10 protein-coding genes and 1 pseudogene are annotated in these 12,674 nt (G+C 74.2%); 8 read left to right on the top strand and 3 right to left on the bottom strand.

Going from position 1 to position 12,674, the window contains the following annotated elements:
* Positions 1–11: 11 nt before the first annotated feature.
* Both P1P75_RS33700 and P1P75_RS33695 read left to right on the top strand, forming a co-directional pair.
* Positions 12–866, top strand: a complete 855-nt coding sequence (locus P1P75_RS33700; protein ID WP_319262716.1) for a chitosanase — start codon at positions 12–14, stop codon at positions 864–866.
* Between the two features lie 362 nt (positions 867–1,228).
* Positions 1,229–1,678 carry an ATP-binding protein gene (locus P1P75_RS33695; protein WP_319262714.1) on the top strand — a complete coding sequence of 150 codons (450 nt, stop codon included), beginning with the start codon at positions 1,229–1,231 and terminating at the stop codon, positions 1,676–1,678.
* Positions 1,679–1,918: 240 nt separating this feature from the next.
* On the opposite strand, the gene P1P75_RS33690 is transcribed toward P1P75_RS33695, so the two are convergent.
* Positions 1,919–3,244: an alpha/beta fold hydrolase gene (locus P1P75_RS33690; RefSeq protein ID WP_319262711.1), complete on the bottom strand. Its 1,326-nt coding sequence runs from the start codon at positions 3,242–3,244 to the stop codon at positions 1,919–1,921.
* A 331-nt stretch (positions 3,245–3,575) separates the two neighbouring features.
* On the opposite strand from P1P75_RS33690, the gene P1P75_RS33685 reads away from it, so the two are divergent.
* From P1P75_RS33685 to P1P75_RS33660, 6 genes are all read left to right on the top strand, one after another.
* A complete protein-coding gene (locus P1P75_RS33685) occupies positions 3,576–4,628 on the top strand; it encodes a helix-turn-helix domain-containing protein (RefSeq protein WP_319262709.1) in 1,053 nt (350 codons plus the stop codon).
* Positions 4,629–4,996: 368 nt separating this feature from the next.
* Positions 4,997–6,553 carry an MFS transporter gene (locus P1P75_RS33680; protein ID WP_319262707.1) on the top strand — a complete coding sequence of 519 codons (1,557 nt, stop codon included), beginning with the start codon at positions 4,997–4,999 and terminating at the stop codon, positions 6,551–6,553.
* 412 nt (positions 6,554–6,965) lie between these two features.
* Positions 6,966–7,460 carry a hypothetical protein gene (locus tag P1P75_RS33675; protein WP_319262705.1) on the top strand — a complete coding sequence of 165 codons (495 nt, stop codon included), beginning with the start codon at positions 6,966–6,968 and terminating at the stop codon, positions 7,458–7,460.
* Positions 7,461–7,607: 147 nt separating this feature from the next.
* Positions 7,608–8,090: an SRPBCC family protein gene (locus P1P75_RS33670; RefSeq protein WP_319262703.1), complete on the top strand. Its 483-nt coding sequence runs from the start codon at positions 7,608–7,610 to the stop codon at positions 8,088–8,090.
* Positions 8,083–9,708, top strand: a complete 1,626-nt coding sequence (locus P1P75_RS33665; RefSeq protein ID WP_319262701.1) for an NAD(P)/FAD-dependent oxidoreductase — start codon at positions 8,083–8,085, stop codon at positions 9,706–9,708. Before P1P75_RS33670 ends, P1P75_RS33665 begins: the two co-directional genes overlap by 8 nt.
* A 37-nt stretch (positions 9,709–9,745) precedes the next feature.
* Positions 9,746–10,630 (top strand): SDR family oxidoreductase, encoded by an 885-nt coding sequence (locus P1P75_RS33660; protein ID WP_319262699.1) that lies wholly within the window; start codon positions 9,746–9,748, stop codon positions 10,628–10,630.
* A gap of 16 nt (positions 10,631–10,646) precedes the next feature.
* Here P1P75_RS33660 and P1P75_RS33655 read toward each other — a convergent pair whose 3' ends face one another.
* Together P1P75_RS33655 and P1P75_RS33650 are read right to left on the bottom strand one after the other, a co-directional pair.
* Positions 10,647–11,783, bottom strand: coding sequence for a PP2C family protein-serine/threonine phosphatase (locus P1P75_RS33655; RefSeq protein WP_319262697.1), 1,137 nt, complete (start codon positions 11,781–11,783; stop codon positions 10,647–10,649).
* 274 nt (positions 11,784–12,057) lie between these two features.
* Positions 12,058–12,666: pseudogene (locus P1P75_RS33650) on the bottom strand (hypothetical protein); the annotation flags it as partial.
* Between the last annotated feature and the right edge of the window lie 8 nt (positions 12,667–12,674).

Raw genomic sequence — 12,674 nt, 5'->3', positions numbered from 1 at the left:
TGGGCTCGGAAATGTTTATAAGAGACAGCAAGTCCCCCGGCGCGCAGGACCCGACCGCCGCGTCCCGCCGTACCGTGCTCGCCCTCTTCGCCGCCCTGACGGCAACGCCGATCCTCGCCTCCCCGCAGGCGTCCGCGGCACCCCGACTCCTCGCGGTGCCTGGCCTGGACGACCCGGCGAAGAAGGAGATCGCCATGAAGCTGGTGTCGAGCGCGGAGAACTCCTCGCTCGACTGGAAGGCCCAGTACAAGTACATCGAGGACATAGGCGACGGCCGCGGCTACACCGCCGGCATCATCGGCTTCTGCTCCGGCACCGGCGACATGCTCGACCTCGTCGAGCTGTACGCCGCCCGCAAACCCGGCAACGTCCTCGCCAAGTACCTCCCCGCCCTGCGCGCGGTCGACGGCACCGACTCCCACCAGGGCCTCGACCCGAACTACCCGCGGGACTGGAGGACGGCGGCCCAGGACACGGCGTTCCAACAGGCACAGAACGACGAACGCGACCGTGTCTACTTCGACCCGGCCGTGCGCCGCGCCAAGGCCGACGGCCTGCGCGTCCTGGGCCAGTTCGCGTACTACGACGCCATCGTCATGCACGGCGACGGCGGCGACTCGGCGAGCTTCGGCAGCATCCGCCGGCGCGCCCTGTCCAGGGCGAAGCCCCCGGCCCGGGGCGGCGACGAGACGGCGTACCTCCATGCCTTCCTCGACGCGCGTGTGTGGGCCATGAAGCAGGAGGAGGCGCACAGCGACACCAGCCGCGTCGACACCGCCCAGCGCGTCTTCCTCCGCCAGGGCAACCTCGACCTCCAGCCGCCCCTGGACTGGAAGGTGTACGGCGACAGCTTCCACATCGGCTGACGCCAAGGAAGGTGACATGGCCGTGACGCGGGGGCAGTGGCCCGCGTCATGGCCATGGGGAGGGTGTGGCGACCGAGATCGGCGGACGATCGACTGCGTGCGCGACGACGGCACCACCACGACGACGGCACCACCGCGACGACGGCACCACCTGCCCGGGCCGTGGCGGCCGCAGCTGGATCAACGGTCGCGGTCGGCTTCGCCGCGGGAACCGTCCTGGTGACGGCCGGGACGCGGTACGGCGCCGGACGCCGGGAACGGGCGCCCGTTCCGGCGCCTTCGGGCCGTGGTGCGGCTGGGGCGTAGGAGCGGGATTCGGGGGTATGCGCGCGGTCATGAACGGGGTAATGAAGGCGGTCCGCATGGAACCTGTCCCTCCCGGCGAGGGTTCCCCGCGTCCCGAGCGGGGCCGGGTCGAGACAACGGTGGCGCTGGACGGAAAGAGCGGCTGCATCGCCGGGGCGCGGGAGTTGACGGGCGCGTTCCTCACGAGCGTGCAGCGCGAGCACGGGGTGCCGGTGTCGGCCCGCACCCTGGACCTCTCCCAGCTCGTGGTGAGCGAACTCGTGACCAACGCCCTGCGTTACGCGCCCGGCCCGGTCCTGCTGCATCTGCGCATCGCCGGTGCCACCGTGGAGATCGCGGTCTGGGACAGCGAACCGGCGCTGCCGACGGCGCGCGAGGCGGATCCGACGAGAGTGGGGCAGCACGGCCTGGAGATCGTGATGGCCGTGGCCCAGGACGTCGACGTCGTCCGGGAGCCGGTCGGCAAGCGGATCGTCGCCCGGCTGGGGCTGCTCGACGGCCTGTAGACGGCGGACGGCGGTCGGCAGACGGCAGGCGGCGGTCGGCCGCGCGCGGTGGCGCTCTGGTCGTCGCGGACGCGCAACGCCGCACCGGCGACGGCCGACACCCCGTCCGTCAGGGGGTGCACCGCGGCGCCCGGAACCGGTGCCCGGCGACACCGGCAACGCATGATCTCCGCCTCGACCACGATGCCGTCCCCTTGGGCGGTGTCCGGCCAGGGGGACGGCGGCCGTCGTGCGCCCGCCTCAGGGCTTGTAGGGAAGGGTGGCGCAGTTGGAGCCGGCGGGCCTGCCGTCGAGCCGGTCGGTCAGCCAGGAGATCGCCTCGCCCTGGTCGGTGAGCAGCGGGGCGAAGTGGTTGAGCAGGGAGTTGCCCAGCGGCAGCAGGACGACCGGCTTGTAGGTGACGTCCGCCCCCTTCGCGCACCAGGCGACGGCGAGGCCCCGGGCCTGTCCGTGCGGTACGAGGTTGTCGGCGGTGCCGGTCGCCAACCGCACCGGTGACGCGGGCCTGAGCCTGCCGATGCGCTGATCGGCCAGAAACGCCTTGAGCGCGGGTTCTCCTTCGATGATGGCGCCCAGGGAACGGCCGTCGGTCGTCCAGGCCGTGCTGCGTGCCGAGTTGTAGGCGAGGAGGGCGTCCCCCACGCACATGGTGGACAGGTCCTTGAGGGCCGCCCGGCCGGCCGCGTTGAGGTGCGCGTCGGCGATCGGCTTCAACTCCGGATCGGACTCCAGGAAGCCGTTGACCGACCAGCCCAGCGCCCCGGCGAGATCGCTGCCGTCGATGGCCGCGGTCACGGCGACGAGGTCGGCGGGCGGCGCCCCGGCATAGGTGCCGGCGAGCGGCACGTCGGGGGCGTACGACGGCTGGAGTTCGGCGGCGGCGGCGGTGGCCCCGCCGCCCTGGCTGTAACCGAACAGCGCGACCCGGGAGCGGTCCGTGAGCGAGGTGCCGTCGAGGGCGCGGGCCGCGCGGACGGCGTCCAGTACCGCGTGGGCCTCGTCGACCCGGTTGACGTAGGTGTGCAGCCGGTCCGTGGTGCCCAGGCCGGTGTAGTCGGTGACGACGACGGCGACACCGCGGGCGAGCAGGCGGTAGATGGCCAGGACCTCGTAACCGACCGACAGCGTCTGCCCGTTGAGCAGCAGCGGACGCTCCAGGCCGAGGGAGGCGGCGCACTGGTCGCCCTGTCCCATGGTCCCCGGGGCGACCGCGACCAGCGGCCGTGGTCCGGTGCCCTTCCAGGCGACCGTCGGTTCGATGTAGGCGCCGGTGACGGCCATCGGCCGGCCCGCCGAGTCCGTGGACCTGTACATCAGGCGGGTCGCCCGGCCGGGCAGCGGACCGTTGATGCCGGGCAGGCTCAGGGCGAGGGGGAGACGTTCGCTGCGGATCAGTGCGCCGTCGGCGGCCGGCAGCGAGGCGGGCGGAGTGTAGAAGGCGGGGATGGTGACCCCGCGGGAGACCACGGGTTCCGTGGCCGTCGGGGCGCCGGCCGCTGCGGCCGGCGTGCCGAGGCAGGCGGCGGCCGTGACGGCAGCTGCGAGCAGGCGGGTGGGGGCGGGCATGGCGGACCTCCGGGGGGAGAAGGGAGGCCGAGCCTTCCTCTGCGGCTCGGGTGACGCGCGGTCCGGTGAGGACGGACCGCCCGGCTCACGGCGCCGGTCGTCCCACCGCCGTCGCGTGCCGTACGCAAGAACGCGCTGGGGAGCTGCGCTCTTAGACGAACTGTCAGGACGGTAACCGCGAAGGGGTTACCCGGGGTAGCCGTCGGTAGGTTACGGTTCAGTAATATGGCGGTCGGTGATCTGACCTCCCGCCGCTCCTCCCGCCGGGCACGGTCACCGCCCGGTCACCGCCCCCAACTCACCGCGATCACCGGTGTGATTGACTGCCCGCGTGGTGCACGAGTCGGTCTTCCGGACCCAGGACCTCCCGGCGGCCGACCGCTTCGAGGCCTGGGTCCAGCGCATGGGCCGCACCCACGCGCCGATGCAGCTGAGCAGCGACCGCGCGGCGGACTACGACGGCTGCCAGCGGGCGATCCTCCTCGGCGACGTGACCGTCTGGCCGGCCACCTTCGACCCGCTGGTCTTCCGCCGTACCCCCAAGCTGATCCGCGCCTCCGACCCCGAGGTCTACCACCTCTCCCTGCTCCTCAAGGGGGAGGGCGCGGCCAGTTGGGGCAGCAGCCGGCAGGCGGTCTACACGATGAACGACTTCCACATCAGCAGTTCCTCGCAGGCCTTCGAGATCCACACCGGAGCCGACCCGGTCACCATCGTCGGGCTGGAGATCCCCCGCGCCCAGATCCCGCTGCCCGGCCGGCAAGCCGACCAGGTGATGGGACGCCGTATCGCGGCCACGGACGGCATCGGCGCCCTGCTGGCACAGTTCCTGCGCGGGCTCGCCGCGGACACCTCCGTCTACCGGCCCTCCGACGGCCCCCGCCTGGCCACCGTCGTCGCCGACCTGGTCTCGGCGGCGTTCGCGCACGCCCTGGACGCCGACCTGAGCCTGCCGCCGGAGAGCCACGACCGGACCCTCGTCCTGCGCGTCAAGGCGTTCGTCCGCCACCACCTCGCCGACCCCGAGCTGACCCCCGCGACCGTCGCCGCCGCCCACCACATCTCCCGCAGCCACCTCTACCGCCTCTTCCGGGCCGAAGGCCTCACCGTGGCCTCCTACATCCGCGACCAGCGGCTGGAACACGCCCGCCGCGAACTCCTCGATCCCGCCCGGAGTGCGACGCCGATCCACGCCGTCGCCGCACGCTGGGGCTTCCCGCGGGCCGCCGAGTTCACCCGTGCCTTCCGCACCGCCTACGGCATCCCGCCCAGCGAGCTGCGCGCCCGCGAACACCCCGCGCCCGGCGGGCCCGGAGACGCTCCGCCAACCGACCGTGGACGCCTCGCCAACGACACGCCCCCCGGCTCCGGCGCATCCTGGTGACTCTCCGGCGGACACCGCCGGAACGGCGGGCGGCGTGCCAGGACCACGGGGGAGTCCTGGCACGCCGATGCCCGATGCGCGACGCCCGATGCCTGGCGGGGCTCGATGCCCGATGCGCGAGGCCTGATGCCCGACGCCCGGGTGGACGGGCCCGCGACGGCAGAGCGCGGACGAGAGCCGGGCCGGCCGGCCCGCGACGACCGGGCGATGACGGCCCCGTCGACCGGGCGGCGGCGAAGAGGGTGACGCCCCCGATGATCGAGTGGTGACGCTCCGGACGGCGGCGTACCGTCGAACGGTGACCACGACAGTGGATGTGTCCGTTCACTGACTCTCCCAGGGGCCCGCCCCTGCGCGGGCGACACGCTATGAGCACTTCTCCGCAGCCCACTTCCGCGTCCCAGACCTCCGCCCGGCCGCCGGGCGGCGGCGGGCATCCGATGGCGCTGTTCGTCATCGCCTCGTGTCAGCTGATGGTGGTCCTGGACATCACCATCGTGAACATCGCGCTCCCCGAGATCCAGCGCTCCCTGGACTTCTCCACGACCAACCTGTCCTGGGTGGTGAACGCCTACACGCTCACGTTCGGCGGACTACTGCTGCTCGGCGGCCGGGCCGGGGACATCCTCGGCCGGCGGCGCGTCTTCATCTTCGGTGTACTGCTGTTCGTCTTCGCCTCCCTCCTCGGCGGCCTCGCCCAGGGACCTGGCCAACTCCTGGCCGCACGCGCCCTCCAGGGCGTCGGCGGGGCCATCGCCTCCCCGACCTCCCTCGCCCTGATCAGCACCACCTTCCGCGAAGGACCCGAGCGCAACCGGGCGTTCGGCGTGTTCGCCGCGGTCTCGGCGGGCGGCGGCGCGATCGGACTGCTCGCCGGCGGCATCCTCGTCGAGTGGCTCAACTGGCGCTGGGTCCTCTTCGTCAACGTCCCCATCGGCCTGCTCATCGCCCTCGCGGCACCCCGCTGGATCAAGGAGTCCGAACGCCACCCCGGCCACTTCGACTTCGCCGGCGCCGCGACCTCCACCGTCGGCATGGTCCTGCTGGTGTACGGCTTCATCCGGGCCGCGCAGGAGGGCTGGCGCGACGCGCTCACCATGGCCTCCTTCGCCGCGGCCGTCGTCCTCCTCGCGGTGTTCGTCCTGGTCGAGCGGCGCTCCCGGCAGCCCATCACCCCGCTGCACATGTTCGCCGACCGCAACCGCGCGGGGACCTACGGCATCATGCTCTGCCTGGCCGCCGGCATGTTCGGCATGTTCTTCTTCCTCACCCTGTTCGTGCAGAACGTGCTGGACTTCAGCCCCATCCAGGCCGGACTCGCCTTCCTCCCGGTCAGCGTGGTCATCGCCGTCGGCGCGGGCCTGGCCTCCCGGTTCCTGCCGACGTACGGCCCCAAACCCTTCATGGTGGTCGGCGCGATCCTGGCCGCCGCGGGACTGGGCTGGCTGACCCTGACGGACGTCCACTCCACCTACGCGGGCAGCGTGCTCGGCCCGATGCTGGTCTTCAGCCTGGGCATGGGCATGGAGTTCGTCTCCCTCACGCTGATGGCACTGTCCAACGTGTCCGTCCGGGAGACCGGCGCGGCCTCGGGGCTGCTCAACACCACACAGCAGGTGGGCGGTTCACTCGGCCTGTCCATCCTGGTCACCGTGTTCGGCACGGCCAGCGGCAACGAGGCGGACAAACAGATCCCGGCATTCCTGTCCCAGGCGACCCCGGCGGAACGCCTGCGCTTCCAGCGCACCGGCGACCTCCCCTCGCCCTGGGCCGACGAGATCCTCACGGCGGGCGTGTCGGCGGGCTTCGTGGTCGCGGCCGTCTGCACGCTGCTGGCCGCCGTGATCGCCGTCGTCGTGATCCAGGTCCGCCCCTCCGACCTCGAACGCCTCAAGGGCGACGGGATGGGCCCACCGGGCGGGTGAGCTTCGACGGCGGGCCGCCACGGAGCGGGTGGCCGGACGGTCCGCAGGGTCCGCCCGGCGCCGGCAGCTCCACCGCCCTCTCCACCCGGCCGGGATCCGCCGCGTCAGGGTCCCGCTCATGGGTCATGGAAACGTGGGAATCCTGCACCCCGGGGCATGGGCGCGAGCGTGGCGGCGCAGGCCGTGGCGGGAGGATCTTGGTGTGCGGACGAACCGCGAAGGGGCGTACGGGTGAAGGACAGGCACCTTCGGGCGGAGCACCCGTGGTGCGCAACCATGGTGCGCGTGGGCCCGCGTGGGCAACAGTCCTCGCCGGCCCACGTGGTCGCCCTGACGCCCCCTCACCTCACCGGCGACGGCAGGCGTGTGCCGCGCCGGGTTTGCGGTCCGGGCGAGCGGCAACGCGAAGTCCATGACTGAACCGAACACGGAGACGAACGAAGAGCGCGCCACCAAGCGCGCGACCGCATCCAAGGCACGGCGCGCCGCGGACAAGGCGACCGCCCCCGCCGCACGGGCCGCGAAGGGCGCCGCCGACAAGGCGGACGACACCGCGTCGGCCGCCGGCTCCAAGGCCCAGCATGCGGCCGGGACGGCCGGTGAGGCCGCCCAGCATGCGGCCCGCGGCGTCGAGGCGGGCCGCCAGGCACTCGCCGCGAAGACCGACCAGGTCGCGGCCACCGCCAAGTCCGCCGGCGGGCAGGTCGCGGCCACCGCCAAAACGGCCGGCGGGCAGGTCGCCACCACGGCCAGGACGGCGTGGACGGTGATCGCCCACCGCAAGCTGGTCGCCGCCGGGGTGGGTGCCGGCGTCACCGTGCTGACGGCCGCGTCGTACGCGGCGGGCCGGCGCGCCGGCCGCCACACCCACGGCCCGATCACCCGGCTCACCGGCGGCCGCATCTGACGCCCCGCACCACGTGGGCCTCCTCCCTCACCGGTGCCGGACCGCCCCGACCGGGGAGCCGTGCCGCAGAAACCTCTCCCCACCCCGGTTGACCGCCGCCGACAGGGGCACTTGGCGGTGAGCGAAGGGCGAGCACAGGAGGTCGTCGTGGCGGTTCGGCATCGGCTGATCAAGACATCCCCGCGGCGGGTGTGGTCCGTCCTCGCGGACGGCAACCGGTACGCGGACTGGGTGGTGGGTACAGCGGAGTCCCACCCGGTACTCGGGCAGTGGCCCCAGGTCGGCGCGGAGATCGGCTACGAGGTCCGGTTCGGACCCGTCCGGCTCACCAACCAGACCGTCGTACGGCGCTGTGAGGAGGGCGTCTCCCTGGAGCTGGAGGCCCGCGCCGGTGCGCTCGGCACCGCGCGGATCGCCGTCGAGCTGCGCCCCTGGGGCAGGCACTGCCTGGTCATCGTGGACGAACACCCCCTGCAGGGCGTGGGCGGAGCCCTGCACAACGCGGGCGTGGAAGCACTGATCCAGCTCCGCCACCGCACGATGCTCGCCCGGCTGGCCGAGGTGTGCGAGCATCCGAGCCCAGACACCGGGCCGGGCCCGGTGCCCGTACGGGCGGACGGCGATGCCTGACGCCGTCGTGATCGGGGCCGGGCCGAACGGCCTGGTCGCCGCCAACCTCCTGGCCGACGCCGGCTGGAGCGTGGACGTCGTCGAGGAGCAGCCCGAACCCGGCGGCGCGGTACGCCACGACCGGGGCGTGGACCCCCGCTTCGTCAGCGACCTCTTCAGCTCCTTCTACCCGCTCGCCGCCGCCTCCCCGGTGCTGTCGGGCCTGCGCCTTCAGGACCACGGCCTGCGCTGGAGCCACGCTCCCAGAGTCCTGGCCCATCCGCTGAGCGACGGCAGGTGCGCGGTCCTGGACCGGAGCATCGACGCCACCGCCGCCTCCCTCGACACCTTCCACGACGGGGACGGCGCCGCCTGGCGACGGCTGCACGAGATCTGGGAAGGGCTGCGCCCCGACCTCCTCGACGCCCTGTTCACCCCGTTCCCGCCGCTGCGGGCCGGCGCCCGGCTCGCCGTCCGGCTGCGCGCGGGGGGCGGACTCCGGCTGGCCCGCACCCTCCTGCTGCCGGTGCGGCGCTTGGGCGCCGAGGAGTTCGGCGGCGACGGCGGCAGGCTCCTCCTCGCCGGGAACGCGCTGCACGCCGACCTCGCCCCGGAGGCCGCCGGCAGCGGCGGCTTCGGCTGGCTGATGTCCATGCTCGGCCAGACGTACGGCTTTCCCGTCCCGGCCGGCGGAGCCGGCGCCTTCACCGAGGCACTGGTGCGCCGGCTGCGCTCGCGCGGCGGCACCCTGCGCTGCGGACTGCGCGTGGACCGGGTCGTCGTCCGCGACGGACGCGCCGTGGGCGTGCGCACCGCCGACGGCGGGACACTCACCGCCCGCCGCGCCGTCCTCGCGGACGTCTCCGTCCCCGCGCTCTACGGCGAACTGGTCGAACGCGAACACCTTCCGGCCCAACTGCTCGCCGACCTCGAGCGGTTCGAGTGGGACTTCGCCACCTTCAAGGTCGACTGGGCCCTCGACGGCCCCGTGCCCTGGCGGGCCGAACCGGCCACGCGGGCCGGCACCGTCCACCTGGCCGACGGCCTCGACGAACTCACCCGCTTCGCCGCGCAGATCGCGATGCGGCAGATCCCCGACCGCCCGTTCTGCCTGTTCGGCCAGATGACGACGGCCGACCCGGCCCGTTCCCCGCACGGCACCGAGTCCGCCTGGGCGTACACCCATGTGCCGCACGAGGTCGTCTCCGACGCGGGGGACGAGGACCTCACCGGCGCCTGGGACCCCAGGGAGCAGGAGATCATGGCCGACCGGGTGGAACGCCAGGTCGAACGGTTCGCGCCCGGCTTCCGCGCGCTGATCCGGGCCCGCCGCGTCCTCGCCCCGCCCACTCTCCAGGCACTCGACGGCAATCTGCGCGACGGCGCCATCAACGGCGGCACCGCCGGCATCCAGCAGCAGCTGGTCTTCCGTCCCCTGCCCGGCACCGGACGGCCGGAGACGCCGGTCCGCGGCCTGTTCCTCGCCTCCGCGGGCGCCCACCCCGGCGGCGGCGTGCACGGCGCGCCCGGCGCCAACGCCGCCCGCGCGGCGCTCCGCCGGAACCGGCCCCCCGGACTGGCCGGCCTCCAACGTGCCCTCACCCACCGGGACCGCGCCGGTCACGCACGGCCCACCTGAGACCGGCCACGGGTCCGGCCGACGATCGGAGCCAGCCATGCCACGGGCGCACAGCCCTCTGGAGAACCGCACCGTCGTCGTCACGGGCGCCGCGCGGGGCCTGGGCGCCGCCCAGACCCGTGCCCTGGCCCGGCGCGGCGCCCGCCTGGCCCTGCTCGGCCACGAGCGGCCGGCCCTGGAAGCGGTCGCCGCGTCACTGCCCACCCCGGCCCTCGCCGTCGAGGCCGACGTCACCGACGAAGAGGCCCTCCGGGAGGCCGCCGAGACCGTCCGTGCCCGACTGGGACCGCCGTCGGCCGTCGTCGCCAACGCCGGCATCGCCGAGGGCGGTCCCTTCGCACGGCAGGACATGGCGTCCTGGCGTCGCGTCGTCGACGTGGACCTCACCGGCAGCGCCCTGACCGCCCACACGTTCCTGCCCGACCTGCGGGAGACGGCGGGCTACTACCTCCAGATCGCCTCCCTGGCCTCCCTCGGCGCCGTCCCGATGATGAGTGCCTACTGCGCCGCCAAGGCCGGCGTGGAGGCCTTCGCGCACGCGCTGCGGGCCGAGGAGGCCCACCACGGTGTCGCGGTGGGCATCGCCTACCTGAGCTGGACCGACACCGATCTGATCCGGGACGCCGACCGCCACGCCGTACTGCACGAACTGCGCGCCCACCTGCCGGCGCCCGCCCGACGCGTCCACCCCGTCGACGCCGTCGCGGAACCCCTCGCCCGCGCCGTCGAACGCCGCAGCGCCGCCGTCTACGTGCCCGCCTGGCTGCGCCTCGCACAACTGGCACGGCCCGCCCTGCCGTCCCTGGTCCTGCGCGCGACTCGCCGCGCACTGCCCGGCACGCAGACGGAGAAGCCCTTGCACCCCACGGGCCTCCTGGGCGCCGGAGGCCGCGCCGACCGCGACGCCGACACCCCGCGATGACCGGCCCCCGTGCCCTCTACTCCACCTCGCCGCCGGGCCGCCTGCGCAGCACCATCAGAGCCGTGTCGTCGCCCTGGGCGCCCGCCGCGTGGCGTCGCAGGTCGCGGTAGACCGTCGCGGGCAGGTCGCCGGGGCGGACTCCGCCCCAGGCCGCGGCACGCTCCTGCAGCGGATAGAACGTCCCCGACGGGTCACGCGCCTCGGTGACCCCGTCGGTGCACAGCAGCAGCGTGCCGCCCCGCGGGAAGGCGAACCACTCGACCGTACGCGGCGCCGGAGAGAACGCGTCGAGTCCCAGCGGAACGCACGGCTCGTCGTTCAGCACCGGGCCGTCCAGGTCGCCGTGCAGCATCAGCGGCGGGACGTGGCCGCAGTTGATCGCCTGGACCTCCGTTTCCGAGCCGATGCCGAGGACCAGCGCCGTCACGAACCGCTCGCTCTCGCCGGCCTGCGCCGCGAACGAGTTGTGCCGCAGCACCGCGTCCTCCAGGGAGTCGACCACCGCGGTCAGGGTGGGCTCGGCGACGGCCGCCTCACGGAAGGCGCTGAGCACCGAGAAGGCCGCGCTGATGGCGGGCAGCCCCTTGCCCTGCACGTCCGCGATGAAGACCCGGCTGCCGTACGGCGAGGACACCACCTCGTACACGTCACCGCCCACCCGGCTGTCCTCCTCCACCGGCTGGTAGAGGCCGTGCACGATGAGCTCGTTCGTCATCAGCGGGAACGGCCGCAGCAACTGCCGCTGGAGCGCCGCCGCCGCGGACCGCAGCCGGGCGATCTCGCGCTCGCTGCGGACCCGCTGGGCCGCCCGCGCGACGCTGAGCCCGTTGAAGACGACCGCGAAGACGACGGTCGCCGTCGCGTCGCCGATCGTGTCCTCCGCGGTGTCGAACAGGGCCCCGGCGATCATCACCGTCACCCAGGTGGAGGCCACGGCCGTCTGGCGCACGCTGCCGCGTCCGGCGATCAGCGCGGGCAGCACCACGAGGAAGGGGGCGAGCCTGGTCTCGCGGCCCAGGAAGACCCCGGTCACCGCCAGCACCACCGTGACGGCGACGAGCCAGGACACCACGATCGACCAGCGCAGCGGCGGCGCCGTACGGCCCTCACCGCCCGCCGCGGACGACCCGCTCGCCTCTCTCGACGCGTCCACCGTCTCTCCCGCTCCGTGTGCGGCCGTCGGCGTCCCGCCCGGGACGGGAAGGAACACCCTCCTCCTCAATATCCGCCTCCCGCGCCCCGCCCGCCGATCGGGCACGGCGACCACCCGCCGTACTCGCCGTCCACCGCGGCATCCCCGATCGCCCTCGGGTCCCGACAAACCCGTGCCCCGTCCCCCAGTACCACGGGCGACGGCGAGCGGAGGCGAGGGCCGCGTGGCCACCGGTTCAGCCGCCACCGCGCCGTTTCGCCCGCTCGGCCTCGCGGGCGGCCTCGGCCGCCTCTTCGGCCCGTGCGAGCTGCCGCTCGTGTTCCCGGCGCCGCTCGGCGAGTTCGTCCTTCGCCGGGGCGCGGGCCGCAGGCCGTGCGGGCGCGGTGCGGGCCGCCCTGCCCGGCGGGGCGCTGCCCGGGAGCAGGTCCGACGGAGGGGTGAGGGCGGTCTCCAGCCGGCCGGCGGCCCACCGCTCGGCGGCGCCGGGGTCGGCCAGCACCGCCTGGAGCGTCGCCTCGACCTCCTGCCGTACCGAGCCCGACAGCCGTTGCCCGGCCTCCGCGGCGAGCCGCGCGGCCTGCGCGGACAACGCCGCGACGACACTGCGGCGCTGCACCGACAGCTCCTTGATCCCGGCGCGGTCCAGGGTCCCGTACGCCTCGCGCAGCGCCTCGCCGAGTTCCAGGAACCGCCGGCTCTCCTGCGGCATGGAGCGCCGCAGCAGGTTGGCCGTCCAGGCCGCCAGGGAGGGCCGGCGGGCGGCGTGGATACGGCGGGCGTCCTGCGCGCGCCCGTCCGAGCGGGCCCGCAGGGCCAGCTCCTCGCGCCGGGCGACGAAACCGGCGGGCGCGGTGGCGTACAGCTCGTCCAGCGCCGCCTCCACCCCGTCCC

This window comes from Streptomyces sp. ID05-39B, from assembly GCF_033794725.1.
GTDB lineage: Bacteria > Actinomycetota > Actinomycetes > Streptomycetales > Streptomycetaceae > Streptomyces > Streptomyces bobili.
Note: the sequence above shows the minus strand (reverse complement) of the source record. Positions and strands in the feature narration are given on the sequence as shown.